The organism is Aeromonas sp. R1-2, assembly GCF_040908505.1.
Taxonomy (GTDB): Bacteria; Pseudomonadota; Gammaproteobacteria; order Enterobacterales; family Aeromonadaceae; genus Aeromonas; species Aeromonas veronii.
In genome coordinates this window covers 60,456-87,366 of sequence record NZ_JBFODU010000019.1, presented here as the reverse complement: position 1 = coordinate 87,366, position 26,911 = coordinate 60,456, and the positions used below count along the sequence as shown (strand labels likewise).

The 26,911-nt window shown below is 57.3% G+C and carries 26 protein-coding genes and 1 pseudogene; 15 read left to right on the top strand and 12 right to left on the bottom strand.

From position 1 onward, the window contains the following. Window positions 1-121: 121 nt before the first annotated feature. Window positions 122-240 (bottom strand): annotated as a pseudogene (locus AB5Y76_RS07865) (IS630 family transposase); the annotation flags it as partial. Window positions 241-711: 471 nt separating this feature from the next. Here AB5Y76_RS07865 and AB5Y76_RS07860 point away from each other — a divergent pair. Further along, the gene (locus AB5Y76_RS07860) at window positions 712-1,686 is read left to right on the top strand and encodes a hypothetical protein (protein WP_263717417.1); all 975 of its coding nucleotides are present in this window, start codon (window positions 712-714) and stop codon (window positions 1,684-1,686) included. Window positions 1,687-1,695: 9 nt separating this feature from the next. On the opposite strand, the gene AB5Y76_RS07855 is transcribed toward AB5Y76_RS07860, so the two are convergent. Then, on the bottom strand, window positions 1,696-3,030 hold the full coding sequence (locus tag AB5Y76_RS07855) for a site-specific integrase (protein ID WP_263717416.1): 1,335 nt from the start codon (window positions 3,028-3,030) through the stop codon (window positions 1,696-1,698). Between the two features lie 407 nt (window positions 3,031-3,437). Here AB5Y76_RS07855 and AB5Y76_RS07850 point away from each other — a divergent pair, with 407 nt between their 5' ends. The 4 genes from AB5Y76_RS07850 to AB5Y76_RS07835 all read left to right on the top strand — a co-directional run bounded on the left by AB5Y76_RS07850 (window position 3,438) and on the right by AB5Y76_RS07835 (window position 9,195). Then, window positions 3,438-4,322 (top strand): DMT family transporter, encoded by an 885-nt coding sequence (locus AB5Y76_RS07850; protein WP_263717415.1) that lies wholly within the window; start codon window positions 3,438-3,440, stop codon window positions 4,320-4,322. A 105-nt stretch (window positions 4,323-4,427) separates the two neighbouring features. Further along, on the top strand, window positions 4,428-6,365 hold the full coding sequence (locus tag AB5Y76_RS07845; protein WP_263717414.1) for a methyl-accepting chemotaxis protein: 1,938 nt from the start codon (window positions 4,428-4,430) through the stop codon (window positions 6,363-6,365). 502 nt (window positions 6,366-6,867) lie between these two features. Next, entirely contained in the window at window positions 6,868-8,229 is a 1,362-nt protein-coding gene (locus AB5Y76_RS07840; RefSeq protein ID WP_263717413.1) for an OprD family porin, read from the top strand. A gap of 138 nt (window positions 8,230-8,367) precedes the next feature. Beyond that, window positions 8,368-9,195 carry an SDR family oxidoreductase gene (locus AB5Y76_RS07835; protein ID WP_042054211.1) on the top strand — a complete coding sequence of 276 codons (828 nt, stop codon included), beginning with the start codon at window positions 8,368-8,370 and terminating at the stop codon, window positions 9,193-9,195. Window positions 9,196-9,286: 91 nt separating this feature from the next. Here AB5Y76_RS07835 and AB5Y76_RS07830 read toward each other — a convergent pair whose 3' ends face one another. Beyond that, window positions 9,287-9,619, bottom strand: a complete 333-nt coding sequence (locus AB5Y76_RS07830; protein ID WP_139407990.1) for a DUF1904 family protein — start codon at window positions 9,617-9,619, stop codon at window positions 9,287-9,289. Between the two features lie 88 nt (window positions 9,620-9,707). Between AB5Y76_RS07830 and AB5Y76_RS07825 the strand changes: the two genes are divergently transcribed. The 4 genes from AB5Y76_RS07825 (at window position 9,708) to AB5Y76_RS07810 (ending at window position 13,297) form a co-directional block, all read left to right on the top strand. Then, on the top strand, window positions 9,708-10,610 hold the full coding sequence (locus tag AB5Y76_RS07825; protein ID WP_263717412.1) for a TraB/GumN family protein: 903 nt from the start codon (window positions 9,708-9,710) through the stop codon (window positions 10,608-10,610). A 121-nt stretch (window positions 10,611-10,731) separates the two neighbouring features. Then, a complete protein-coding gene (locus tag AB5Y76_RS07820; RefSeq protein ID WP_005338733.1) occupies window positions 10,732-10,911 on the top strand; it encodes a DUF3149 domain-containing protein in 180 nt (59 codons plus the stop codon). 187 nt (window positions 10,912-11,098) lie between these two features. After that, on the top strand, window positions 11,099-11,680 hold the full coding sequence (gene smrA, locus AB5Y76_RS07815; RefSeq protein WP_005338734.1) for a DNA endonuclease SmrA: 582 nt from the start codon (window positions 11,099-11,101) through the stop codon (window positions 11,678-11,680). 138 nt (window positions 11,681-11,818) lie between these two features. Beyond that, window positions 11,819-13,297 carry a carboxypeptidase M32 gene (locus tag AB5Y76_RS07810; RefSeq protein ID WP_263717410.1) on the top strand — a complete coding sequence of 493 codons (1,479 nt, stop codon included), beginning with the start codon at window positions 11,819-11,821 and terminating at the stop codon, window positions 13,295-13,297. Window positions 13,298-13,398: 101 nt separating this feature from the next. Here the strand turns inward: AB5Y76_RS07810 and AB5Y76_RS07805 are convergent, their stop codons facing one another. The 6 genes from AB5Y76_RS07805 to AB5Y76_RS07780 form a co-directional block, all read right to left on the bottom strand. Then, window positions 13,399-13,800 carry a VOC family protein gene (locus AB5Y76_RS07805; RefSeq protein ID WP_263717409.1) on the bottom strand — a complete coding sequence of 134 codons (402 nt, stop codon included), beginning with the start codon at window positions 13,798-13,800 and terminating at the stop codon, window positions 13,399-13,401. 94 nt (window positions 13,801-13,894) lie between these two features. Then, on the bottom strand, window positions 13,895-15,526 hold the full coding sequence (locus AB5Y76_RS07800) for a hypothetical protein (protein ID WP_263717408.1): 1,632 nt from the start codon (window positions 15,524-15,526) through the stop codon (window positions 13,895-13,897). Then, window positions 15,523-16,083 (bottom strand): PilW family protein, encoded by a 561-nt coding sequence (locus AB5Y76_RS07795; RefSeq protein ID WP_013724064.1) that lies wholly within the window; start codon window positions 16,081-16,083, stop codon window positions 15,523-15,525. The genes AB5Y76_RS07800 and AB5Y76_RS07795 overlap by 4 nt, the downstream gene beginning before the upstream one ends. Continuing rightward, complete coding sequence (locus AB5Y76_RS07790) at window positions 16,077-16,469, bottom strand: prepilin-type N-terminal cleavage/methylation domain-containing protein (RefSeq protein ID WP_005358533.1); 393 nt, start codon at window positions 16,467-16,469, stop codon at window positions 16,077-16,079. The genes AB5Y76_RS07795 and AB5Y76_RS07790 overlap by 7 nt, the downstream gene beginning before the upstream one ends. Continuing rightward, entirely contained in the window at window positions 16,466-16,885 is a 420-nt protein-coding gene (locus tag AB5Y76_RS07785) for a GspH/FimT family pseudopilin (RefSeq protein WP_005349592.1), read from the bottom strand. The genes AB5Y76_RS07790 and AB5Y76_RS07785 overlap by 4 nt, the downstream gene beginning before the upstream one ends. A gap of 1 nt (window position 16,886) precedes the next feature. Then, the gene (locus tag AB5Y76_RS07780) at window positions 16,887-17,276 is read right to left on the bottom strand and encodes a type IV pilin protein (RefSeq protein WP_005343572.1); all 390 of its coding nucleotides are present in this window, start codon (window positions 17,274-17,276) and stop codon (window positions 16,887-16,889) included. Between the two features lie 408 nt (window positions 17,277-17,684). Here AB5Y76_RS07780 and AB5Y76_RS07775 point away from each other — a divergent pair, with 408 nt between their 5' ends. After that, window positions 17,685-19,223: an AlkA N-terminal domain-containing protein gene (locus AB5Y76_RS07775; protein WP_199415989.1), complete on the top strand. Its 1,539-nt coding sequence runs from the start codon at window positions 17,685-17,687 to the stop codon at window positions 19,221-19,223. After that, the gene (locus tag AB5Y76_RS07770; protein ID WP_199415988.1) at window positions 19,220-19,693 is read left to right on the top strand and encodes a methylated-DNA--[protein]-cysteine S-methyltransferase; all 474 of its coding nucleotides are present in this window, start codon (window positions 19,220-19,222) and stop codon (window positions 19,691-19,693) included. The genes AB5Y76_RS07775 and AB5Y76_RS07770 overlap by 4 nt, the downstream gene beginning before the upstream one ends. A 66-nt stretch (window positions 19,694-19,759) precedes the next feature. On the opposite strand, the gene AB5Y76_RS07765 is transcribed toward AB5Y76_RS07770, so the two are convergent. The 3 genes from AB5Y76_RS07765 to AB5Y76_RS07755 form a co-directional block, all read right to left on the bottom strand. Next, entirely contained in the window at window positions 19,760-21,619 is a 1,860-nt protein-coding gene (locus tag AB5Y76_RS07765; RefSeq protein WP_263717406.1) for a U32 family peptidase, read from the bottom strand. Window positions 21,620-21,716: 97 nt separating this feature from the next. After that, window positions 21,717-22,325 (bottom strand): LysE family translocator, encoded by a 609-nt coding sequence (locus AB5Y76_RS07760; protein ID WP_252656489.1) that lies wholly within the window; start codon window positions 22,323-22,325, stop codon window positions 21,717-21,719. A gap of 128 nt (window positions 22,326-22,453) precedes the next feature. After that, entirely contained in the window at window positions 22,454-23,395 is a 942-nt protein-coding gene (locus tag AB5Y76_RS07755; RefSeq protein ID WP_263717405.1) for a LysR family transcriptional regulator, read from the bottom strand. Window positions 23,396-23,621: 226 nt separating this feature from the next. On the opposite strand from AB5Y76_RS07755, the gene AB5Y76_RS07750 reads away from it, so the two are divergent. The 4 genes from AB5Y76_RS07750 (at window position 23,622) to AB5Y76_RS07735 (ending at window position 26,896) form a co-directional block, all read left to right on the top strand. Beyond that, on the top strand, window positions 23,622-24,710 hold the full coding sequence (locus AB5Y76_RS07750; RefSeq protein WP_100654410.1) for a ketoacyl-ACP synthase III: 1,089 nt from the start codon (window positions 23,622-23,624) through the stop codon (window positions 24,708-24,710). A 253-nt stretch (window positions 24,711-24,963) separates the two neighbouring features. Beyond that, window positions 24,964-26,178 (top strand): methyl-accepting chemotaxis protein, encoded by a 1,215-nt coding sequence (locus tag AB5Y76_RS07745; protein ID WP_318528151.1) that lies wholly within the window; start codon window positions 24,964-24,966, stop codon window positions 26,176-26,178. Between the two features lie 9 nt (window positions 26,179-26,187). Next, window positions 26,188-26,556, top strand: coding sequence for a response regulator (locus AB5Y76_RS07740; protein WP_005338778.1), 369 nt, complete (start codon window positions 26,188-26,190; stop codon window positions 26,554-26,556). 13 nt (window positions 26,557-26,569) lie between these two features. After that, entirely contained in the window at window positions 26,570-26,896 is a 327-nt protein-coding gene (locus AB5Y76_RS07735; RefSeq protein ID WP_005358513.1) for an STAS domain-containing protein, read from the top strand. Window positions 26,897-26,911 lie beyond the last annotated feature (15 nt).

Genomic DNA, 26,911 nt, shown 5'->3' with positions numbered 1-26,911 from the left:
CACTCCGTTACCCAAGAGGAAATTTAAAAGGTATAGGTCTATGTCTCATTAGTAGAACTGAGCCACCTGCTTGGTGAGCTAAGCTAAATTGCTGATCCTAGTAGTGCTACACCTTCGCTGTTCAATAGCTATACCCAAGGAAAGGATACATGGTATCCATGAAGTGTTTCACTCTAGCCAACAGGTTGCCATTGCTCTGCATTGGTGATTGCGTGTGATGGCTTCATGTAACTTATGCCATGTATTCAACGTTAGCGATCCAGATATCATTACCCAACATTCACCAGCTGAAGGCATCTCTTTGTGATCTTCCCACAGAGGATCAAGTGACCCAATTATTGGCATAGACATTCGAGTGCCTATCGGTTGTATTTTGGCAAGCCCAGTGCGCCTATCATTAGCGTCCGATTCAAATCATGCCGCCCCCTCTACCAAGCCACAGTGATGACCAAAGAGCGCCTCTCAACTTGTCCGTTGAGAGAGATTACATGCAACTCCCACACACAGTGGGCCTTCACGACCTTCAACGAAACCTAAAGAAGTAGGCTGGTGATGTGCAAAAGCAAGGTAAAATGGTACTAAAGCATGGAAAAACAAGCGACAGAAACACATTGCAAATCACTTGAAAACAAGTTAAAAAACAATCAAATAACAACCAAAAAGCACAATAAAATTACTTAGTAATGAACTCATTCTGGAGCTGATATTGTTATGCCACTAATATATGATAAGAGTGGTCTAGAAATAAAACCCACCATACCTTTATCCAAAAGAGAGAAGGAGTTTGCCCTCAGGCTATTAAATAAAGATGCATCCTTATCTGTAACTGATGAGGAAATAATTAGTTACCTTTCCAATAATAGTAGCATCCTTATAAATAGAGCTAATTGTGGACTTGGCTCTCCCCTTAAAAATTTTGAGGGGCAACTTATTCCTCGAGAGCTAATAATAAGCAGCATTAAATCTGAGTGTATAAACGAAACTAATTTCAGTTGGATAGATACAAAAAACGATCGTTTGTGTAATTACGTGTGGGCATACATACGCTCTTTAACTATATACCCTATCGGGTCACCTTCGACTATGGATATAGGCGTCAGAATAGATGGTGCATTTGATATATCCAACAGCCTGCATATGTATAATATTTTGAATCTTGACCTTTCACCAACCAACAATGCCAGCAAAAAAAATTGTATCATCTCTTTTTTTGACATAATCAACACGACTAATGAACAAAAAGTAATAGATGTTGCCATTTTAAAAAACAAATGGCAAATCGCAAGTCAAAAAATTGATGTGAAATTGTGGGTAGATAAATGTGATAATGAATGGGCATGGAGTTATTTGTTTGAAAATATAAAAACAGGAATTAATAGACCTCCAGTATGGTTCATCAACAGGGATAATTCTTCGACTATTCAAGACTGCATTATCACACTCTTTGATCTACTAAATGAAATACCTCCAGCCAGAGAACTGATACTTAGGAAAATGAAATCGGCCTGGTCACAGAAATCTTTTCGAGACAAAAACAATGGAAAAAAATCAGTTAGCGTTGTCTTGCCAGAAAAAACAATTAGCATGTTAGATGAAATTTGCATTAAAACTGACAGAAGAAAAAACGAAGTAATAATTAGATTGATACAAACAGAATATGAACAAATAAAAAAAGGCGGACACTAGTCCGCTTTTTCATTTTACTTTCCTGATGAATTCAATAACATTTCCATTGCTGTCATTTTTTTTCGGATCATTTGCCACCTCTAGTTCAACCAACTCACCCCAGCGTTGCCATAGCATTTTTTTCTTATCATCATGTCGCGAACGATGATAGGTTCTAACCAACTTATTGAGTGGGAGATGATTCAAACATAATTCGATCACCCTCTCTTCTGCATCTAATCTCTCAGCCCAATTGGTTGCAGCACTACGTCGTAAGTCATGTACTGTAAATGGCTCCATATCAGATAATGAACGAGAAATGAAACGCCTTAAAGCTCTGGTTATCGAGTCAACTAAAATTGGCTCAATAACATCACTTTTAGGTCTGTCTGATTCAAAAACAAAGTCACCGTTTACATATAGTGCCTGTTCATCAATCAACGCTTTCGCCTGTCGAGATAAGAATACCGAATGTGGCCTCCCATTCTTGGTATCAGGGATCGTCCACATATCGTCTCTAATATGTGAAAAACGCATATTGGCGACTTCACCTCTACGACATCCAGTCAGTATTAATAGCTTGATCGCATTCGCTGCTGGCAGAGAAATAGTGGCATGGCGAGAAACGCCACGCCCTCCAGCCGCCAAGCTACCACCACTTCCAAGATCCTCATCAATCGCCTTCCATAGCCTGCGCAATTCGGGGACTGTCAGCCAACGCTCTCTTGGCGAACCGGCACTGGCACCAAAATCCTTGGGTCGCAACAGTCTCGCAGGGTTGGCCTCGATCAGACAGTGAACCACCGCATAATCCAACATCTGGTTCAGCGTTCCCAACCCCTTACGGGTTTCGTCTTTTGTTGCACGCCGGGTTATCTCTAACGCTTGCGCCAAGTGGGCACGAGTCAGATCGATTAAACGAATATTGCCCAGAGTTTTCTTGAGATGACGATTCCAACGCTCCTGATGACATTGGAGGGTTTTGGGTTTGACAACCTCAGCAACACGCTGTGCATCAAGCCATCGTCCAAGCAACTCATCCATCGTCAGGGCCGTTTCATTTTTAGCCTTTTCACTAGCAACATGCTTGCGTGGATCAATCCCTTTCTTTACTAGGGCAGCCAGCTCTGCATGCTCAAGCCTGGCTCGCGCCAACGACAACGCAGGGTAATTACCCAGAACAACTGTCGCCTGAGTACCAGCAATCCGATAACGATAGACAAACCGCTTGCTCTTCCCTGCCCTAACCTCAATAGCTAATCCACCACCATGGGGAGATTTCACCGCGTAGCGGGTAATCGAAGCCTCCCCTTGCAAAATCAATGAGGGGATCTCTCGATCCTGAGTTACCGGTTTTCTTGCCATAGCATTCTCTCCCCCCTGTTTGGGGTACCACTTGGGGTACCACAGCAAACATGATATAGGGTGAGACTTCATGAAACTAGCTGAAACCCACAACAAGAAAAATAAGCATTAAAAACAATTAATTACCATCAACAACCCAACTTTATAAAACCTTCTGAAACACTGCCGACCTTGGCTCCTAAGGGACAGGCCACTGGTTCGACTCCAGTCGGGAGCGCCATACAAAACAAGGGGTTGGCATCTTCACGATGCTAACCCCTTGGTCGTTTTTGGCGACAATGAATCCGACCATCCAACCGTAATGACCCTCTCCTTTCTGCGTTCAGAGCATGCGCTCTCTGATAGACTGCTTCTCTTCGGCTTGTCTGTGAGGCCAAGCCCTGTTTCATCTTGCAAAGGAGTGTTGGATGTCCGGATGTTCCTGGTGGGATAGATCCACCGGTTTTGCACTGCTGACCATTGTGCTGTGGGCCTCGCTGGCGGCGCTGACGTCACGGGTCACCAGCGTGTCACCACTGGTGCTGGTCGGGCTGGTGCTGTTTTTCTGCGGGGTCGGGGCCTTGCCGTTTTGGCGCCAATGGCGCGCTCGTCCTATTACCTGGCTGGTGACGGTTACGGCATTGCTGCTCTACCATCTGCTGCTCTTTATGAGCTTTCGCCATGCCCCGGTGCTGGAGGCAAACCTCATCAACTACCTCTGGCCGCTCTGCATCATTCTGTTCACCCCGCTGTTGTTGCCCGGCCATCCACTCCATGCCCGTCATCTGCTGGCTGGCGCCTTTGGTCTGGCGGGTTCCATGCTGGTGATGGTCAATGGCGAGCTGCAACTGCAGCAGGCCTATCTGCCGGGATACCTGCTGGCTCTGGGCGCGGCTGTCGTCTGGGGGGCCTATTCGGTGCTATCACGCCGTCTGCCACCAGCCCCTGCCGTGGTCACTGCGGCAGCCTGCCTGCCCGCAGGTTTGCTGGCGCTGCTGCTTGCCCGTCTGCTGGAGGGGCCACTACCACTCGCGCAGATCCCCACCAGTGACTGGTGGCTCATCATCGGGCTGGCGCTGGGCCCGATGGGGACGGCCTTTGTGACCTGGTATCTGGCACTGCGAGACGGCGATCCACGCCGGATCGGTGCCCTTGCCTACCTGACACCGCTGCTGAGTACTTTGCTGTTAGTGGCATTGAACGGAGAAGCACTGACCTCGCGCCATCTGCTGGCCGGTGCACTTATCATGGGAGGCGCCCTGCTCGGTATGCTTGGCCAACGCAACCGTGCTCAGGTATCCCCAGCCAGTTAAGCCGGCAAGATAGGGTTACCTGACCATGCTGTCATAAAAACGCCATCATCCCTGTTTAGGCTCGGGCCACGCTCCCCCATGGTCTGTGCTGACAGGAATTACCCCGTGAAAATCGCCCATTACGCCACCCTCTCCTCCCTTGTTTTGTTACTGGTTGCGGGAGGACAGGCGCTGGCCCTCTACCACGGCTGGCAACAGCTTGCCCATACCAATCAGGCCCAGCATCAGCACGAGACGCTGCAACAACTGGTGACGGTGAGCCTGCAAAACAGCCTGCGTGACTACCTCAACAGCGGCGATCCGCAACAACTGACAGCTGCGGAGAAGATCCGCAAGCAAGCGCTCTCCTCGCTGGCCGCTCAGGATGATGCCGTGGCAGCCCCGCTCAGACAGCAACTCGAGCAGATGGCGCAGCGCATCGCGCACGACTATCAGGCCGCAGGCAAGCTCTCGGGCAACAGCCAGCTGCTGCTGCAAAATGCGGAGAGTGAGCTGGGCAGCCAGGCCATGGCGCTGATCCGCTATGGGGAGCAAGGCGCCAGCACGGAACAATCTGCCGCGGCACAGCAATATCGCAGCGGCGCAGCCGAGATCCTGGCGGGCCTGCCGCGCCTCGCCCATTTGCGCCAAAGCTATATGGAGCAGGGCAATGAAAAGCTGCTCGAAGGGATCCGCTTCGAGCTGGAGGCACTGCAAAAACAGGCGCAAGCGCTGCAAGTCTTGCCGCTGCTCGGCCTGTATGAAGAGGCGCCCGCCGATGAGTTCACTCTGGGGGAGCCGTTGCGCAAGGAGCTGGGAGATCAACCGCGCAGCGAATTACGCTCGCTGCTGGGTCGCTATCCGCAGGAATTGGCCAACAGCCGCACGGCGCTTCAGCAACAACAGGCTGGCCGCCAGACCGTGCAGCAAGACATCATGGCGATGTTGCAAGCGACCAGACAGATGGGGGAACAACTTGCCCGCGAACGGCAAGCCGTCAATCAGGAGCTGGCCACCATCCTCGGCACGCTGGCGCTCTGTCTGGTGATAGTCGCCCTGCTGTTTGCGCTGGTGCAACGACGCTGGCTGCTCACCCCCTTGTTGCGACTGCGCGGAGCTTTTATGCAACTCGATCAGACGGGGCAGGCCGAGCCGTTGCCTGCCGGGCGCGATCGCAACGAGCTGGCCGATATTGTTGCCAGCTACAATCGGCTGATCGGTCGCCTGCAACTTGACCAGCAACAGAAAGAGGGGCAGCTGTCAGCGGTATCCCTCAGTCTGCAAGGAATGGTCAGTCAGGTTGACGAGATCCACCACAGCACCCGCACCACCGAACAGGTGGTCGACGAGAGCGGCCAGATGATGGATGAGCTGAACCTGCTGGCCGGAGAGGTCCATCAGGTCGCCGCCGACATCGCCCAGCATGCCCACCATAACGAACAGGCGATGAGCCAGAGCGAAGATCTGGTGGGCAGCATGCTGCACGCCACTCATCAGACAGGACTGGCGATTGACGAGAGCGATGAAGCGCTGCAAGCCCTCACCCGCTCGGTTGCCGATGTGACGGCCATTGTCGATGTGATCGGTCATATCGCTCAGCAGACCAACTTGCTGGCCCTCAACGCCGCCATCGAAGCGGCCCGCGCAGGGGAACAGGGACGCGGCTTTGCCGTGGTTGCCGATGAGGTGCGCCATCTCTCGGCCAATACCCAGCAATCCCTCAACCAGATCACCGATATTCTGGGGCGCCTGACCCAATCCGGCGAACAACTTGGCACTGTACTGAACCGGATCACCAGCGAATCAAGCCGCCAGCGGGCGCAGGCGGAACAACTGCGCCAGACCACCCAAGCAGTGCGGGAGATCGCCCGCAACACCGCAGTGATCGCCCTGCAGGGCGCCGACAATGCCAAAAGTCAGGAACACAAGCTGGCCAGTTTTGCCGATCTGATCACCCGTATCCATCAGCATGCCCGTCAGGTGAGTCAGCTCTCGGTGCAGGTCTCCTCCCATATTCACCATCAGGCGCAACAGATCCCCCGCATCCTCGGCCAGCAAGGCTGAACCCTATTCGCCCCGCATCCTCACCAGAGCACTTTCCCTCAATGAGAGGGAAAGTTTTTTTGTAGCACAAAATTATCTGTTATCGGCAGGTTAACTGACACCTCTTCCCCTGTACCGGATGAAAACCCGTACTGGCGCTGGCTGCGGCCTCAAGAAAACGCTCTCATCACCGTGATACCTGCCATGAGGCTGTTTACGACCTTGCCCATGATTATTTGCACTCGGTCATACTTTTGAAACGTTGAGGGAACTTTTCATTGATATTTCGCACCGCGAACGTACTCTTGGGGTTGTCCGATAGCCAAGAATCGGAACATAAAAAAACAACATGTGATGATCAGGACTGCCAACTACAGATGTGCCAAGACATCCGAGTTTGCAGGTAGCCAAGACAAGATTTTTTGCCCTTCGGGGTTTTGATTGCAATGCCAATACCGAGCGGTAGGCCCGATGCCAACTGCCGGAAAAAAAAGCTAAGTCCATAAAATCAGGAGCAATAAAAATGGAAAAAGTGATCTTCAAGCGCTCTTATATAGGAGCGGCTGTATTGGGTGTGATGATGGCTACAGCCCCTGTAATGGCGGCTGAAAACCCTGTAGGCGAAAATTATGAAGAAGCTGTCGATAGCTTTATACATGATGCCGCGTTTACTGGTGCTGCCGTTGTAGACACTCGATATCGTGGACGTTCAGATGCTGATGGAAGTAATATACACAGCCGCCTAAACTACTCATCTTATAACGTCTTATTGAATTTCAATTCTGGCTATCATGATGGGTGGCTGGGGATTGATCTAGGTGGTTTCTTCTCTGGCGATTTGTACAATGACAGCATACAAAATGCCGATGGCACCTATCTGTGTAATGAAATATCCATGTGCCAAACCGGCGACTGGACTGATGGCGCTCATGACTTTAAACCCACAACTGTTGCGATTAAACTGAAACCGGCAGCAAATACCGACGCTCAAATAGGCTTTATCCAAGGTGGGGTCGGAACAATTGGTAATAACTGGAGTTTTGCCCCTAGCACGTATCGAGGCTTTAAATTTAGTCATGCTTTTGATAACGGTATGACATTGGGCTATATGGGAGCAGATGAAGCAGAAGCACCATGGCTCCATGACTGGGAAGATGCCAAAGAAGCTTGGTATGTACAAGATTTCCAATATCTTCACTCTATTGGACTCAGTGGCTCTGCAGGAAAACTCTCCTATAATTTTGGTGTTGGTCAAGCGGTTGATGTCGACTATGGCGATAAAGTAAAAGGCACACAAAATAATTACTCATATAATGTTTACGCTAAATACGCGCTTACTGATGCGGTTTCCTTGGCATATAACATGTATGGGGTAGATGATGAGCAGATGTATAATGGCTTTGCCGCTCATCACGGTGCTATTCTGGATTGGGCTATCAACCAGAACTGGGGTTTCACATCTCAAGTTCAGTACACACAAATGGATGAAGATGCTGAAATGGGCGAGTTTGCACCTCGTACCATGGCACGTTACGGCTCAAATAATGGTGTATATGCGCTGTGGTGGGATGCCCTCTCTGACTGGAACATGCCGGGAGAGGTCGCTTGGTATAACCGCCTGAGCTACGACACTGGTTCTGGGTGGAAATTCAACCTTGGTGCTGGCTACGGTGGTGGTGCAGACAAGAGCAAAGCTGGCTTCTCGTACGAAAGTGAGTGGGCTGTTAACGCAGATGTTATGTACACGATTAGCACTGGTGCACTCAAAGGTACGCTGTTCAAATTGCATGCAACCCATCTTGAGCGTGATGCTTTCGAAGGTAAAGATGAACGCAACGAACAAGATCTCCGGTTCATTGTTATCGCACCGTTCTCCTTCTTCTAATACGTACTTTTGATAACCAACCGGGCCACTTGGCCCGGTTTTCTTTTTACCGGTTGGCAGGCTAACATGCGAACCGGATAAGGGTTTTATCCACTCACCCGCCCGCACGCTTTTGCCAGCAGTCACAAGGACGCCATCATGCCCCGTTTTGTTCTGATCACCGGTTGTTCCAGCGGTATTGGCCTCGCCGCCGCACAGGCGCTCGGGCAGCACGGTTTTACCGTGATCGCTTCGGCGCGTAAGGCGGAAGATGTGGCCCGTCTGCAGCAACAGGGATTGCTGGCGGTACAGCTGGATCTGGCGGACCCTGCTTCCATCGAGCTGGGTGCCAGTGCGGCGCTCCATCTGGCAGGCGGGCGCCTCTATGGCCTGTTCAACAACGGCGCTTATGGCCAACCCGGGGCGCTGGAAGATCTGCCCACCGAAGCGCTCAGGGAGCAATTCAATACCAACCTGTTTGGCTGGCACCATCTGATCCGTCAGGTGCTGCCGCCGATGCTGGAGGCCAAAGAGGGTCGGATAGTGCAGAACAGCTCGGTTCTGGGACTGGTTGCCATGAAGTATCGCGGCGCCTACAACGCCAGCAAATTTGCGCTGGAAGGCTATAGCGATACCCTGCGCCTCGAACTGGCGGGTAGCGGGGTACATATCAGCCTGATTGAACCGGGCCCCATCGATACCCGTTTTCGTGCCAATGCCCGCAGCGCCTTCTTGCGGCACATCGATCCGGCCCAGAGCCGTCATCAGTCGGCCTACCGCCAGACCCTGACGCGGCTGGAAAAAGAGGGGGCCACCAGCGGCTTTACCCTCCCAAGCGAAGCCTGCATCCCGCCGCTGCTCCATGCGCTGACCCACGCCCATCCCAAGGCGCGCTATCCGGTGACCACGCCGACCCGGCTGTTTGCCTTCCTGCGACGGGTATTGCCCACTCGCTGGCTCGATAAACTGCTGGCCAAATCGGCCTGATCCCGTGATGGGCGACAAGCATCCTGCCGCCCAAGTGGCGTTAGCCGGGTAGCGGCGTCACCCGACCCGCCAACCTGGTTTGTCCCCCTCTTCAGTAGTGCTCACCGTTGCTGTAGTAGGCGCTCTTGACCAGAGGGATCACCTGCACCACCACATAGGTCTGCTCCCCCAGCACCTGCTTCAAATGGCGCGTGATAAGGCGCGCGGCAGCGTCCTGCATCTCCTGCGGCCGTTCGAACCAGTGCAGCTCGACAAACGGAAATCCCGCCTCTGGCTCGCCGTTACGGATCCAGCAACTCTCCACCCGCTCCATGGTGACAAACTCCGGCTTGCCGCCGGTCAGCTCGCAAAGCTCGGCCAGCAGCGGGCCGCTCAGCTGTTGCAGGGTATCGAGCGTCACGGCGCGAAAACGAAGATGGGGCATGGCAAACCTCTTGGTTATCTGAAATGAGGACTTATCATAGGAGTTATTGTCAGCAAGAGAAGTCACCCGGCGCATATTAAGGATCCCCATGAGATTTCATCGCACCCTCTTTGCCTTCCTGCTCTGCCTGCTGCTACCGCTGCACGCCTTTGCCGATCCCGCCTTCTATCGGGTGAGCAAGGGCAACCAGCAACACTGGCTGCTGGGCTCCATCCATGCGGGCAAACCAGCCCTCTATCCTCTGCCCGAGCCGGTCGAGCGTGCCTGGCTGCAGAGTCGCGCACTGGTGATGGAGGTGGACATGAACAGCATCACGCCGGATCAGTGGCAACAGACCAGCTCCCTCACCCGACTGGTGGATGGCAAGCCGCTCAATGATCATCTGCCTGCCGAGCTCTATCAACGCACCCTGATGGCGGGGGCCCGCTATGGCATCGACGAGGCTACCCTCGCCACCCTGCGCCCCTGGTTTGCCGCCATTACTCTGACCCAAGCCGCCATGGCCCGCTCCGACTTAAAGAGTGAACTCGGGATAGACCAGCACTTTGCCACCCGGGCCGCCAAAGAGGGCAAACCGGTAGTGGGTTTTGAAACCCTGCTGGAGCAGCTCGGTTATCTGGCCAGCGTGGGTGACAAACAGACCCTGATGCTCGCCAGCACCCTGGATGAGCTACCGATGCTGGAGAGTGGTTTCGCCGCCGTGATGAAGGCGTGGCAGCAGGGAGATGAGGCGACGCTGATCAATCTGCTCAAGGAGGAGATGGCTCCCCCCGCGCTACAAAGCTGGATGGAGCAGACCCTGCTGGCCGAGCGCAACCACAACTGGCTGAAGAAATGGTCCACCCTGCCCAACGAGAGCTTTATCGTGGTAGGCGCCCTGCACCTTTACGGCGAACAGGGGTTGCTGACGTTGCTGGAGCAGCAGGGGTGGCGCATTACCCCGCTCACCACACCGGGCCCTGTGCAGGCTCGGTCGCAAGGAGTCCAGTGAGAACGATCACAGATCGCGCTGGTTATTAAACAACCTGCAAGGGAGTTGATCGGGATCATCCCAGACGGGGCAAAGAGGTATTTATCATGCCTGTCATCAACTGGGTGACAGGAGCAATAAAATGGACTTTTGGCTGGACCTGATGTTTGGCAACAGCGTGGGATTGATGTCGATGCTGGTGATTATCGGCACCTTCTTGCTCATCAGCTCTTACGCGGCCTACTTCATCTACAAGGTGATGCACTCGCAACCGCCTCATTCACAGCAACCCCATTCTCAACAGCCCAAAGAGGGAAAATAATCCTCTGACCACAGGCGGCAGCTCACACTGACCGCCTGTGCTGTTTTATGGTTCGCGACTGTGATTCCCGGGCCAGACTGCACCAGTGTCCATGCTGGGCGCCCCTTATCACCTGCCCCTTTCCCCGTTTTCTGTGCCGGTTGCGGCCGTTATAATGGCCCCCACTTTTTCTTATGGGGAGCCTGCCGTGTCTCATAACGACGAACTCTCGCTATTTATGAATGAAGTGGCCGACGTGCGGCCCATTCGCAGCGACAACATCCATCCCCATGCGGCCAAATCCGCCCCGACCGAGGCGCAGCTCGCTCGCCGTCAGGCTGCCACCGCCGAGCAACTCGCCCTCGACCACCTCACCATGGAGGCCATCGAGATGCGCGATCCGCACGAAATCGTCGGCTTCAAGCGTGATGGGGTGCAGGAGGGGGTCTACAAGAAGCTGCGGCTCGGCAAATACGAGCTGCAGGCCAGCCTGGACTTGCACCAGAAAACCCTCAACGAAGCGCGCCAGACGCTGGTGCAGTTCATTGCGGATTGTGAAGTCCGGGATATCCGCTGCCTGCTTATCCTGCACGGCAAGGGGGAGCGCAGCACCCCGCGTGCCCTGCTGAAAAGCTATGTGAGCGCCTGGTTGCCGCAACTGCCCGCCGTCATGGCGATCCACAGCGCAGAGCGTCGCCACGGCGGCAGCGGTGCTCTATACGTGCTGCTGCGCAAAAGCGAACGCAAAAAAGCGGAAAACCGCGAACGGCACCAGAAGCGGCTCGGCTAATCCGCGTCTCGCCACCACACCTTTGGCCCGCCTGCATGATGGTGGTCAACGATGCGGCGGCGGTGTTAGCATCGAACGGCCCCGAGCATGCCAGGTACGGGGCGGCATACCATCAGGGACGATAACAAGGACAATCCCATGTCATATCAAAAGCTTGAACAACATCAGCAACAGGTCCACCGCTTTAGCCACCTCGCCGCCATCTGCGGCTGGGATCAGGCGGCCATGATGCCGGAAGGGGGCAATGATGCCCGCGCCGAAGCGATGGCCGAACTCGGTCTGCTGATCCACCAAAAGCGCACCGCTCCCGAGCTGGGTGACTGGATTGCCAGGGCCGAGAGTGAGCCGCTCGATGAAGTGCAACGGGCCAACCTCGGCGAGATCAAGCGCCAGTGGCAAGATGCCAGCCTGCTGCCCGGTGAGCTGGTCGAAGCGCTGTCGCTCGCTGGCAGCAAGTGCGAACACGCCTGGCGCAGCCAGCGCAAGAACAACGACTGGGCCGGTTTTGCTCCCAATCTCGAGGAGGTGGTGAAACTCTCCCGTGAAGTAGCGCAGCTGCGGGCCGATGCGCTTGGCGTGCGCCCCTACGACGCCATGCTGGCCCTCTATGAGCCGGGCATGACCAGCGCACGGCTCGATCAGATCTTCGGCGATCTCGCCAGCTGGCTGCCGGCTCTTATCCAGACCGTGAGTGAACAACAAAAGGGCGATGCCCTGCTGCTGCCGCAAGGCCCCTTCCCCATCCCGACCCAGCAAGCGCTCGGTCAGGAGGTGATGGGACTGCTCGGCTTTGATTTCGCCCACGGCCGGCTCGATGTGAGCAGTCACCCCTTCTGTGGCGGCGTGCCGACCGACGTGCGGATCACTACCCGCTATAACGAGCAGGAGTTTGTCTCCAGCCTGATGGGCATAGTGCACGAGACCGGTCACGCCCGTTACGAGCAGGGGCTGCCGCGCCATCTGCTGGGTCAGCCGGTGGCCGAAGCGCGCTCCATGGCGATCCACGAGAGTCAGAGCCTTTTTTGCGAGATGCAGCTGGGGCATCATCCGGCCTTCCTCGCGCTGCTGGCACCACGCATTCGTCACCACTTCGGCGAACAGGCGGCGTTTGCGCCGGACAATCTGGCCAAGCTCTACAGCCGGGTCGAGCCGGGCTTTATCCGGGTCGATGCGGACGAGGTGACCTATCCGGCCCACGTAATCCTGCGCTACGAGCTGGAGCGCGATCTGGTGGAAGGGAAGATCGAGGTGGCCGACATCCCCGAGCTGTGGGATGCCAAGATGCAGCAGTGGCTGGGGCTCTCCACCAAGGGCAACTACCGCAATGGCTGCATGCAGGATATTCACTGGACCGATGGCTCGTTCGGCTACTTCCCGAGTTACACCCTGGGCGCCATGTATGCCGCCCAGCTACGTTTTGCCCTCGAGAAAGAGCTGGGCAGCATGGGTGAGGTGATCGCGGCGGGCCGCCTGCCGGAGATCTTCGGCTGGCTCGGACGCAACATCTGGTCACAGGGGAGTCTGCACAGTACCGACGAGCTGGTGCGCCGCGCCACCGGTGAAGCGCTCAACCCGCACTGGCTGCGCCAGCATCTGGAACAGCGTTATCTGAAGTGATGCGTGCTACACGGGTAAAACAAGACGGGGCCATGACAGGCCCCGTTTTTATGGCGGTGCATGGCACAGCACGCCACCACCATGCTGTAAAAAGAGAGGGTTCAGAGGTGGTCCGGGGAACCCAGCAACTCGCGCAGTTGCAGGATATTGCCCTCAGGGTCGAAGGCGTTGCGCACCACAAAGCCGGGCCCCGTCCACTGCTGTGGCAGCAGGCCGCCGCCGAGATCCGCCGCCTTCGCTTCTGCCCAGGCGAGGCTGGAGACGGTGAAGAACAGCTTGATGGCCCCCTCTTCCCGCAATTCCGGCGGCCGCTTGATAACAACTTGCCCGGCATAAGGCTCGGGAATGGCGTGGATCAGCAGCTGGATATCGCTGTTTTCCAGCACCACCAGCTGCTCATCCTGACTGCAGACCACCATCTGCAGCAATGTACGATAAAAGTGGGTCAGCAGGCCCGGATCCTTGGCATAGATCAGGGCACCGGCGCGAGCGGGGCCTGGCATGGAGCTCTCCTCAACAGTGAACGACTAGGTGGACAGGTCTCCACCTTCTCACAGTTGCGCGCCCCGTTCGATCCTTTTTAGCAGCTCGCCAGCCTCACTGCACAAAGTGCCACTGCCGCAGTGCCAGCGTTGGAGGCGGCCCCTGATCCTCCCCCAGATCTGCCATGCCCAGCGCCTCGTCATAGTGCACCCCGCCCGCACCGCTCTCGGTCAAGTGTTTTGCACGCACCGCCCCGTACAAACCGCCACTTCCGCTGATCTTCATCTCGGTCAGCGGGGCATAGAGGGCGGCATAGAGCGGGGTATTGCCCGACAGCTTGATCCCATCCTTGCCGCTATACGCGGAATAGATGGAGATAGCGGGCGTACCGCCAGCGGTCAGCCCCTGTTTGGCTGCCGTCACCTCGGCACCGGCCCCAAGATCGACCTTGCCGCTGACGATCAGGGTCAGGCTGCTCCCCTCGCTCACCGTCAACTGGTTGCTGCCTGTCATGGTGAAATCCTTGTCGATCAGCAGCACCACATCCCCCTTGATGGTGAGTGTGGCATCGGCACCCATATTGAGACTGTCGAGCTGATAAATGGTCTGATCCTTGCCAAACAGCTCCCCCTTGCCGGGTAGCGGCAGCCCGGGCTTGTGCTGGTTGCTGCTGGTGACCGAGCCAGTGGCGGGATCCGTGGTCAGCACCATCTGCTGGGTGGCGCCCAGCGTCAGCGGGCCATTGATGGGCAGCGTTGCAGGAGGGAACGATTTGGGCAGCGCGGCCACATTGAGCGGGTCACACACCTGCCCGGCTACCGGTGGCAGCTTGGGGTGAGTGCGGTATTGGGGATCCAGATACTTCTGATGCTGGGCATCAAGGAATGCCCCCTTCCCACCATAGTTCAACTTGTCGCCAGCAATGCTTGTGCCATGACCCATAGAAACATCACCATTGATCGCAACAGCTCCGGCAATATGCCCCCCTTGCAAGGCAAAATTTCCACTCCCGTTCACGCTGCCCTCAACCCTGACGACCCCATCAGAGGGAGAAATGGTGATATCGCCGCCAGCAAGTACATTACCCGCAACAGGTGAAGAGCCGTTCAAGGTCACCGAGCCGGTCGCCCGCACATCACCCCAGATGGGGGAGTGCCCGGCGAGCACTACATTGGCCTTGTCGCTGACGGTCGCCACCTTGGCGTTTTGCCCCTGATTAAGAGTCCCGGAAACAGACTCCTTGTACGCCCCCTTGCGCGAGTCATAGCTGTCGATAAAACCGCTACCGGAGAGGCTCAGCCCTTCACACGCCACCACCGAATCCTGAAAGATGAGATTGCCGGGCTCACGCTTGAGGGCAAACAGGGCGTTGAGGCTGGCATTTCCCTCCAGATAGCGGCCATGGCTCTGCAACGCCAGCTTGCTGCCGGCGGAGGCATCCAGCTGATCGATGCGGAAGCGGCTGCCCGCCATGGCCCCTTCGCCCTTGCCAGGCACCTTCTGCACCAGCCGCTCCCACTCTATCCGCGGTTCAGCGCCAAGGGCCTGATGCAGGGCACGATAACTCTCGTTCATCCCCTGCTCGGCACTGAGCTGCGCATTGATCTTCTTGTGAAAATTGCCGCTCAGGCGGGTCTGCAACTGGTTCTCCTGAATGCTGGTAAACACCAGCAGACTCGACAGCAGGCTCACCACCAGCACCACCAGCAGTACGGCTCCCCGCTGCCCCTGCAATCCCTTGTTCATCCCGCTCCCCCTGCTGTGGCGTTGGCACCGGATGTGGCCAACGCTGCCGCCCAGACCGCCTTGCGGCGGGCCACCTGCACCTCGACTCCCGGCACCAGATAGCTGGGCAGCCCTTCGGGCAAGATGCGGATATTGACCAGCGCCCCCTGCTGGCCGAATTCAAGATCCTGAAGATGGGCCAGCAACAGGCGCGGGCCATCTCCATCATCGCAACTGAGTACCGGCGGCGTGAAGCGGTACTGCTCGGTAAAATCGGCGGTTTTCTGGTTGCCAAGGCAGGAGAGCACCTGACTGCCCCCCTCTACCTTGAAGGCCAGCGTCAGGCGATCAGGGGTGACGGCTATCAGCTGATCCGCCTGCTTGATGCTGTTAGTAAAGGTGAGAGTGGCAAAGCGCAGCACTTCGTTCGCCTGCTCCAGCGCCTTGCTCTGTTCGACCGTGCTCTTGATCGGGGCGTAACCGGCAAAAATCGCCAGCATCAGCATCAGACCGAGCACCATGGAGATCATCAGCTCGACGAGACTGACGCCTCGTTGCCGTGAGGGGACGCTCAGCATAAAGGCGGAAATCCTGCGTTCAGCTCCACCCGCTTGGCGCCGGAGACCCGCTCATCCTGCCACTCGATAGCGACCACAAAGTTGTCGCTATAACGGTTCGGCAGCACCAGCCGGTGGCCATCCTGCAGGGTGAAGCGGGCAAGAAAATCGGCCTGGGTGAACCGCTCAGGCTTGCGCTGCACTTCACACAGCGAGCTCCAGATCTGCTCCACGCTGTTGCTCGCCTCGATCGTGGCCAGCGTGCTCTGCAAGCTGTAATGCGCCTGCTGCAACGAGACCACCTGCCCCTTGGCGAGACCGAGAAACACCATCACCGCCAACACCATGGAGACCATGATCTCCACCAGATTGAAGCCTTGCTGGCGGGCAAGTGCGGCGTGCCTCATGAGCAGCTCCCTTGCAGCAGCTGGCCGCTCGGGGCCACGCAGAGCACCCGCTGCTCACCGAGGCGATTGGCCAGAATGATCTCGGCGTGGCTGCTGCTGCCGGTTGGCGCGATCTGGATGGGGTCAAACGGCTTGATCACCACGCCGCCACCGGGAGCTGATGCCTGACGCAACCGCTGGCTGTCAGCCATCACCTCCCAGCCACCGTTCTCGGTGCCCTGCAGTACCACCGGCAGGGTCAGCTTGACCGCTTCGCTGCGGGCAAAGCGGTAGGCTGACGCGAGCTCGGTCGCACTGCGATCGAGCCGTTCGGCCGCGAGGCGCTGACTCATGGAGGGCAACCCGACCAATAGCAAGATGGCGGCGATGCCGACCGTGATCATCAACTCAATCAGAGTAAATCCGCGCACATTCATCTTATGATCCCCAGCAGTCATGGCGATTGGCCGCGCGATAACCGGTCTGATCGAGGGTCAGAGTGCCGCACTCATCCTGTTGTCGCGTCGTTGGAATGGCTTTGAGCAGGTAGTCGCCAGCATCTTGCTGGCTGTAGCTGAACTGGTAGAAATCCGTGTTGGAAGGGGTAGCAAACGTATCGGGATAACGGCCCTGTTGGGTATAGATACGTTCGAGGGCGAGCGCCTGCTCCAGCAATTGCTGCTGCGCTTCGTAACGACGTCCCTGTTGCAGATAACCCTGATACGCTGGCAACGCGATGGCCGCGAGAATGCTGACAACCGTCATGGCGATCAACAACTCGATCAGACTAAACCCACGGCAATGGGGCCATGCCTTACAGTCGTTCACTTATCATCCTTGGCAAGTGTTGTTATTGGTCGGCCTAAGGCCGCAGATGTGATGACTTAATAATCATCAAAAATTAACTGACTCGATTGAACAACACAAAATCGCCACACTCAACGTAAAAAAGATAGTTATGTGATCTGTTATTAATTTTTAAGCAGTTTTCGCCGCCACTAATCTCGCTATGCAAATAAAGCTAAGCCAATCGTGCCTACGAACCGTCCGTTATGCTCCCTTCTGTCGAGCCGAGACATATGAATAACAGCGTGACGAAGAGTGAAACCCGGCCGTGCAATGAAAGAGTAAAAAAAACTTCGGCCAATTTTTGCTATCCCTGTCCGTTTCTGGCTAGTCACAGCCCCTGAGCCCCCTTACTCTCTTGCCATCTATTCCAGCAAAGCCGCCCACACCATGAATGCAAAGCCAAGCCCAGAGTCGTCACAAGATGAGGTGATCAACACCCTCAGCCGCGAACAGTGTCACGCCGCACGGCTCGCCCGCGACGCGCGCTTCGATGGCCGCTTCTATACTGGCGTGCTCTCGACCGGCATCTACTGCAGGCCAGTCTGCCCGGCACGGCCACCGCACGAGCACAATGTGCGCTACTTCCAAAGCGCCGCGGCCGCCGAGCAGTATGGGCTGCGACCCTGCCTGCGTTGCCGCCCAGAGCTGGCCCCCGCAGCCCGTGGCGATCTGCCGGTTGAACTGGCACGTCTGCTGGCGCGCATCGATCGCGGCGAGCTGGCTGACGGCACGCTCTCTGAATTGGCCGAAGAGGCCGGGATCAGCGAACGCACCCTGCGCCGCCAGTTCGAGCAGCACCTCGGCGCCTCGCCAAAACAGGTGGAGCAAACACGCCGCCTGCTGCTTGCAAAAAGGCTGCTGACCGAAACCGGGCTGCCCATCACCGACATCGCGTTTGCCGCCGGCTTTGCCAGCATCCGCCGCTTCAATGACGCCTGGCTCAACGCCTACGGACTGGCCCCGCGCACCCTCCGCCAACAAGAGGATCATGCGCCAGAGCACATGAGCGCGCAGCCCCGCGGCGCAACCCTGACACTGCAACTGCCCTACCACCCCCCATATGACGTGGCGGCCATGCTGGCGTTCTATCGGCTCCGGGCAATCCCCGGGCTGGAGCGGGTAGATGGTGAGGTGTATGAGCGGCGCTACCGGGTCGGCGATCAGGTCGCGCTAGTGCGTATCGCGCAAGGCAAGGGGCATAGCCTGCAGCTCACCGTCCATGATCTGCCGCTCGCGGCACTGCCCGATCTGCTCTACCGGGTGCGCCGGATGTGGGATCTCGATGCCGACATGCAGCGGATCGGCGATCAGCTCGGTCAGGATCCGCTACTGGGCCGTTTGCAGACACGCTGGCCCGGCGTGCGGCTGCCGGGTGGCTGGGACGAATACGAGGTGATGCTGCGCGCCATCGTCGGCCAGCAGGTCTCGGTCAAGGGAGCCATCACCATACTCGGGCGACTGGTAGCCCGTACCGAGGCGCAATTCGGGGTGGCGCAACTACCGACCCCCGCCCAGTTGTGCGAACTCGATCTCGACGGCATCGGCATGCCCGGCAGCCGTATTCGTACCCTGCGGGGAGTGGCGAAGGCACTGGCCAGCGGTGAGCTGACCCTCACGACAGCCAGTGATGAGCAGTTGCTGGCACTACCGGGCATAGGCCCCTGGACGGTCTCTTACTGGCGGCTGCGCTGCGGGATGGATACCGATGCCTTCCCCGCTTCCGATCTGGTGCTGCAAAAGGCACTCGGCGGCGGCACCAAGCTGCCGGTAAAAGAGGTGTTGGCGCAAAGTGCGGCGTGGCAACCGTGGCGCAGCTATGCGGCCAGCTGGCTGTGGCACGCCATGAGCGAAGCGCCCTATTTGCTGCTCCATGCCACCAGCAATGAACAACAGCCAGATACCCAACCACAGGAGATAACCCCATGATCCGCTACGATATCCTGCCGACCTGCTGCGGCGATCTGCTGGTCGCCATCAATGAATCTGGTCTGGTACACGTGGACTTTGTGGCGGGCCTGCGGGCACTGCCCGATATGAGTTGCTGGCAGCAAGACCATGGGGCGTTGGCCCCCTTCCTCGCCGAGTTTGACGCCTATTTTGCCGGTCACTTGCAGCGCTTCTCCCTACCCCTTTCCGCCCACGGCACCGCCTTTCAGCAAGCGGTGTGGCAAGCGCTGTGTGACATACCCTACGGCGAGACTCGCAGCTACAGCGATATCGCTCGCACCATCGGCAAACCCGATGCGGTACGGGCAGTGGGCGCGGCGAATGGCCGCAATCCGCTCTCGATCATCGTCCCCTGCCATCGAGTGATCGGCCAAAACGGCAGCCTGACCGGCTATGCGGGGGGATTGGAGATTAAAAAGGCACTGCTGGCGCTGGAGAGGGGCAATTAAAGGAGGGTAGGCAGAGAACCTGCGATAAAAATTGCCCCTTTCCGGATGGAGAAAGGGGCTCATTGCTCAGCGTTTCAGGCTGCCCATCACATGCATTTCGCAGCGGTTGCAGTCAAAGCGCAGGCGGAAGGTGTCTTTACCCATCTTGAGCTCCAGCGGCTCGGCCTTGAGACCGGGCACCTCGTTCGGGCAGAGGTTCTGGCTATAGCGGATGCAATGCTTGGTGATCATCAGCACCACTTCCCGCTCCTCCTTGTTCGCCTCATAGGCGGGAGCAATGCGCTCTACCCCGTGCTCACGGAAGAACTGTTCGGCCGCGCTGTTCAGCACATTGCCAAGGTAGGAGAGACGGTGCTGGGGATAGTTGATATCCCGCAGGGCGATACGTCGCTCGGGGCGCTGGTAGCTGGCCACGCGTGCGGCCTCCAGCGCGGCGATGCCCTCCCGGCGCAAGCCGTTGAGCTGTGATGCGGCGATAAATAGCGGGTGAGTGAATGCCAACTCAATCTTGCGCGCCACAAACAGGGTATTGCCGAGTTTGCCAAGTTGATCCCGCGCCTGCTGCAACGCCCGCTCCGGGTTGTCGGCAGGCTGTTTGTCGCAAGGCAGGGTCACCGCGGCACTAATGCCCTGCTCGTCGGTGAGCGTGAGAATCACGCCCTCATCGCACTCAGCCAGCACCATATCGACCCGGATGCGGCGATCCGCGCTCGCCTTCTCCAGCATCTTGCTGAACGCCTGATCGTGGTTGCGGTAGATTTCGGTGCCCACCTTCAACCCCGGCATACGTTCAGACAGGAGTAACTGCTTACCTTCGACCTTGTTGAGGCGCATCCCCACCAGCTCGTTGTTCGGCTTGAAGAAGCCCAAACCGTCACCGTTGTTGAGGGTGACCAGTTTGCCGTCAATCTCGATACCGTCACGGGTCACCTTGGTGACACGCCCCAGCGGTTCACCCACATATTTCGGGCTCTTGGTGGAGTCGATACCCTGATGACGGCCATGGAGGAAGTAGTCTGTGCTGCCGCGGTTGAAACTTTTCTTGGGGTCAGGCGTGAAGCTGTAGCTGCAACGACCCGCCGAGGCGGCGACCAGATCGGAGCGGCTATCCAGAATGGCGTCCAACTTCTGGCGATACCAGGCGGTAACGTTCTTGACGTAGTCGAGCCCCTTGAGGCGCCCTTCAATCTTGAAGGAGCGGATCCCCGCCTCGATCAAGGCCTCCAGGTTGTCGGTCTGATCCATATCCTTGAGTGACAGCAGGTGGCTGTCAGCCACCAGTACTTCGCCATCCGGCTTTTGCAGCGAGCAGGGCAGACGGCAGAGCTGGGCACACTCACCACGGTTGGCGCTGCGGCCGGTACGGGCATGGCTGATGTTGCACTGGCCGCTGTAGGAAACGCAGAGCGCGCCGTGGATAAAGAACTCCAGCTGCACATTGGTCGCCGCACTGATCTCGCGGATCTGCGCCAGCGACAGTTCGCGCGCCAGCACCACCTGAGAGAAGCCCACATTCTGCAGAAATTTCACCTTCTCCGGCGTACGGTTGTCGGTCTGGGTACTGGCATGGAGCGCGATGGGAGGCAAATCCAGCGCCAGCAGCCCCATATCCTGGACGATGAGCGCATCGGCACCGGCTTCGTAGATCTGGTGGGTCAGCCGCCGGGCCTGCTCCAGCTCATGATCGTGCAGCAGGGTGTTGAAGGCGACAAAGACCTGGGCGCCGAAACGGTGGGCGTGACGTGCCAGCGCTTCGATATCCTCGATGGAGTTGCCCGCCGCACTGCGGGCGCCAAAGGCAGGGCCGCCCATGTAGACGGCATCGGCACCATGGTTGATGGCTTCGATGCCGTAGGCGAGGTTCTTGGCCGGAGCCAGCAGCTCCAACCGGTTGTTGTGGCTTAACGGGTGCTTGTTCTGGTGCATGGTCTCGGGATCAGGGCGGACAGCAAATGGGCGCTACTCTAGCCCATTCACCACCCGCGTGCCTTGATCCCGCTTAAGGTATCCGCAAAATGCAAGATTAGATAACCACCTTGAATGCCAGTCCCAGCAGCACCAAGCCACTCACCTTATCGATCACAAAGGATTTGGCTTTAAGCCACGCCAGTACAGGCCCGCGCGAGAGTACCAGCGCCACCAGCACGTACCAGACTGCATCGATCCCGCCAGCGGTGAGCATCATGATGCCCCCTTCGCTCCAGCCGGTATCGGCTCGCACAAACTGGCTGAACAGGGCGATGAAGAAAACCGCCAGTTGGGGGTTGAGGAAGGCCACCATAAAGCCTTCAAATGCCCCCTGCCGACCACGCAACTGATGCACCTCTTCATTCCCTTCGTCACTGGCTGGTTTTGCCAGCAGGGCTTTCACCCCGAGCCAGGCAAGAAATGCGGCGCCGCCGTAGCGGATCAGATCAAACAGGATCGGGGTCTGGGTGATCAAAATGGAGAGGCCAAGCGCGGTCACCAGCGCATAGATACCAACCCCGAGGCCGTGGCCGAGCGCGGTGGCGACGCCGTGCCCTTGCCCGCCCTGCACCGTGTTGCGGATGATCAGCGCCAGACTCGGCCCCGGGCTGATGGCGCCCATCACGCAGATTGCGGCCAGTGCCAGCCAACTCGTCAGTTCCATGCATTTCCTCTTTATATGCTCGATATGATGACCTGCATTCAGGGTACGGGCTGAGCCATTATGCCAGTAGTGAAAGTTATGAATAGATTCCATAACCAATGGCTATGGCACCACACAACTGACTGCGGCTAACCGCCGAGATCGAGCAGCTTGCGACTCTCGCCGACGGTACGTTGCAGGTGATCCCGCAGGAATGGGTAGGCCAGCTCGCGAAACCAGCGGTGGGCCGGATCCTGATGGTGACGCTGATGCCACAGCAGATGATACTGCTGGTCGCGGGTAGCAAAGGGCAAGTCGACAAAGGTGAGCTCATGGCCGCAAGAGAGCTGCCAGGCGATATGGGCCGGGGTGGTCATCAGGCAATCGGTGCGCAGCAACACCTCCACCGCCGCCTGAAAGAAGGGAACTCTGGCAAACCAGCGCCGACTCAGTCCCTGCGGCGCCAATACCTGCTCCACCGGGCTGTCCTTGTCGCCACCGCCGCTCACCTGCAGGTGAGGCCAGGCGAGATAGTCATCGAGACTCAGCGTCTTGCCTGCCAACGGGTGGTGACGTCCCATCAACACCGCCAGCCGATCTTCCCCCTGATGCAGACCGCGGATCTGATCCGGCACCTGTTCGGTGATGGTGGAGACCAGATCAAGCTCCGACTGCCACAGTTGAGGCAGCTGACGCTTGTCCCACAGGCTGTACTCCAGCGCCGCCAACGGCGCCTCTTTGGCGAGCGCGGCACAGATATCGGGCAGGATATGCTGGGCCACATAATCGGAGGAAGCGAGCCGAAATACCCGCTCGCAGCGGCTAGGGTCAAACCCGGGGGCCTCGTAGAGCCGCTCCAGCGCACCGAGAGAATCCGCCAGCTGGGCGGCCAGCGCTTCGGCACGCGGCGTCAGCAGCCAGCGTTGCCCCTCCCGCACCAGCAACTCGTCATCAAACTCGTTGCGCAACTGGGCAAGCTGCTTGCTGATGGAGGGCTGACTCAGGTGCAGCAGCTCGGCGGCGCGGCTGATATTGCGGGTATCCAGCAGCACCTTGAGGGTCGGCAACAAGTTGAGATTGGCTCTGAGCAAGGAGATACCCTCATCGGTGGGGAAACGCCTATCTTAGGGCAGAGGAGTCCCGCGTTTTAAGCAAAATTTCCTGCCATGTTCAGCACGTTGCAGCCCTTTGCGACCAGATGGCACAGCGGATCCCCCCGCACATAACCATGACCACAAGATGACAGTGGTTGTCTCGTACGGCATAATTGCACGATTTTCCGCCCGCGGGCGATCCACTTTGAGAAGCGGTAACAAGATGAAATACGCCAATATCACCGGCTGGGGCAAATGCCTGCCTCCCTCTGTGCTGACCAACGACGACCTCAGCACCATCATGGATACGTCAGACGAGTGGATCTATCCGCGCACCGGCATCAAGGCCCGCCGGATCTCCCATGTCAGCACCTCGGATCTCGCCACCCTGGCCGGTCGCCGCGCGCTGGCCTGCGCCGGTCTGGAAGCGAGCGATCTCGATGGCATCATCCTGGCGACCGCCACCCCGGACAACCTGCTGCCAAGCGCAGCCTCTGCGGTGCAGAAGAAGCTTGGCGCCGTCAACGCCGCTGTGTTTGACCTCAACGCTGCCTGCACTGGTTTCGTCTACTCCCTCTCCGTCGCTACCTCGCTGGTGCAGACCGGCATGATGAAGAAGGTGCTGGTGATCGGCGCCGAACGCCTCACCTACCTGCTGGACTGGGCGCGCCGCGATACTGCCGTGCTGTTTGGCGATGGTGCCGGTGCCGTGGTGATCGAGGCGAGTGAGCTGGAGTGTGGCCTGATCGCCAACAAGCTCGGCTGTGACAGCGAAGCGCGGGAGATCCTGCATGTGCCGAACTTCGGTACCGATCGGGTGCGTTTTGCCGACATCGATGGTCTGTTCACCTTCAACTTCGAAGGGCCGGAGATCTTCAAACGCGCCGTGCGCGGCATGGGGGAAGCCACCAGCACTGTGCTGGCGCAGGCCGGTATTGCGCCGGAGCAGGTCGACCTGATCGTTCCCCATCAGGCCAATATCCGCATCATCGAGACCCTCGCCAAGCGGATGAATGCGCCGATGGAGAAGGTGATGGTCAACATCGAAAACTACGGCAACACCTCCGCAGCTACCGTGCCCATCGCCCTTTGCGAAGCGCTGGAGCAGGGCCGCGTCAAGCCGAACTCCTATCTGCTGACCGCCGCTTTCGGTGCCGGCCTGACCTGGGGGGCCGCCATCATCAAGTGGGGCGATCGCGTCACCCCTATCAAGGCGTGCGATGCCGAACTGCCCCCGTGTGACAAGAGCGCGCTGGAACTGATTGCCCACGCCGTGGAAGGGTGCCAGAAGGCTCACGCCAACGAGGCTTGATCCTCATCAGGAGCCTGAATCCTCAGGCTCCTTCTCTGCTTTTCATCCCCACCTGGTTCTTCCCACCACTTCGCAAGCCACTTGATACGGCAATCGCTGATACAAACAACTCCGATTTGCAGCCAATTAATTTTTTTCCGCTAACCTTATTGTGCCAACTATAAATAAAGAAAAGAGCGTCAAGGGGCACCATGACTGTTTCGGTCCCGCGCCTTTACCTCTTACCAAATAATTGCACAGGAATAAGCTACGTATGGCACAACACAAAAGTGGCGTGAACACACCGCTTTGGGAACCGGTTTGCTGGATTTGCTGCATCGGGCTTGCTCTGCTGAGCTGCCTGTTGCTGCAGATCGCCGATGCGCTGTCACCTCTCTACCTGCTGCTCAATGTGCTGGTCGCTATTGCCGCCGCGCTCTGGACATCGAGTCACTTCCACCAGCACACACTCCGACATCGTGCAGGAGAGGAACAAACCGTCGCGACCGATCCTCTCGCCCACTCCATCATCGGGCTCGAACAGGTGTGCGAGAAGGCTCTACCTATCTGGTCCCAGCAAATTGAAAGCTCTCGTCAACAAACCGAAGCCGCGATGATTGACCTGACTCAACGCTTCAGCGGCTTGGCCAACAAGCTGGAAGAAGCAGTCAATGCTTCTCATCTGGCAGCCGGAGAACTGGGTGATGCCAATTCCCGTGGCATGGCAGGAGTCTTGAGCGAGAGCCAGCAGCAACTCAATGAGGTAGTGGCCATCCTGCACTCCGCCCAAGCCAATCGGGACGCCATGCTGGGTGAGATAAAAAGCCTGACCACCTACACCATAGAGCTCAACACCATGGCCATGGATGTGGCCAAAATAGCCTCCCAGACCAACCTGCTGGCCCTCAACGCCGCCATTGAAGCGGCTCGTGCAGGGGAAGCAGGCCGTGGCTTTGCTGTGGTCGCAGATGAAGTGCGCAACCTCTCCCGCCTCTCTAGCGAAACCGCCCAGAAGATGACCGACAAGGTAGACACCATCAATACTGCTATCGGCCGCGCATTCCAGATTGCCGAAAATGCTGCCGCACGGGATCACGCCTCGGCGCTCAACTCGGAGCAGACAATCGAACAGGTACTGGCCCGTTTTCGCCATGCCACTGACAGCCTGGCGGAATCCGCCTCCCTGCTGCAAAACGAGAGCACCGATATCCATCGCGAAATCTCCAGCGTCATTGTCTCGCTGCAATTTCAAGACAGGGTCAGCCAGATCCTCAGCCACGTCAGACAAAACATGGAGAGCCTCTCCAGCCATCTGGTTGCTTCGGAGCAGAGCAGCAATGCGACAGGGCCAATCCAGATCGATGCCAATCGCTGGCTGGCAGAGATGGAGCTCTCATACGCCACCGACGAACAACGCAATATTCACCATGGTCGCACCACCCGTTCTGTCAACGCGCAACCAAGCAGCGCCGACATCACATTTTTCTAGGAGAGAAATATGGGCAAAACGATCCTGATCGTGGATGACTCGGCAACTATTCGCCAAGTCGTGGGCATGACCCTCAAGGGAGCCGGTTATGAGGTCATGGAAGCCTCTGACGGCAAAGATGCGCTCAACAAACTAGATGGCAAGAAGATCAACCTGATCATCAGTGACGTCAATATGCCGAACATGGATGGCATCACCTTCGTCAAGGAGGCCAAAAAGCTGGCCAACTACAAATTTACCCCTGTCATCATGCTGACCACCGAGTCTCAGGACAGCAAGAAGCAGGAGGGACAAGCCGCAGGAGCCAAAGCCTGGGTGGTCAAACCCTTCCAGCCCGAACAGATGCTGGCCGCAGTCGCCAAGCTCATCATGCCGTGATCCGGAGCACATCATGCAACTACAGAGTGAGCTACTCGACAACAAGGTAGTGGTGACCATGCCGGATGAGATCACCATTTATACAGTCAGCGAGCTGAAAGATGCTCTCTCACCCTTATTACATCAGGGGAACGAACTGGAGCTGAATCTGGCGGCGGTATCCGAGATAGACAGCGCCGGGCTGCAATTGCTGCTGGCAGCGAAGAAAACCGCTCTGCAGCAAGGCTCCTCCCTGGCACTGGTCTGGCACAGCCATGTTGTGCTTGAACTGCTGGAGCTCTGCCAGCTCTCGGCCTTTTTTGGCGACCCCACCCTCATCACCCATGGCGAACGGCCCTGAGCCACCATGACAAGG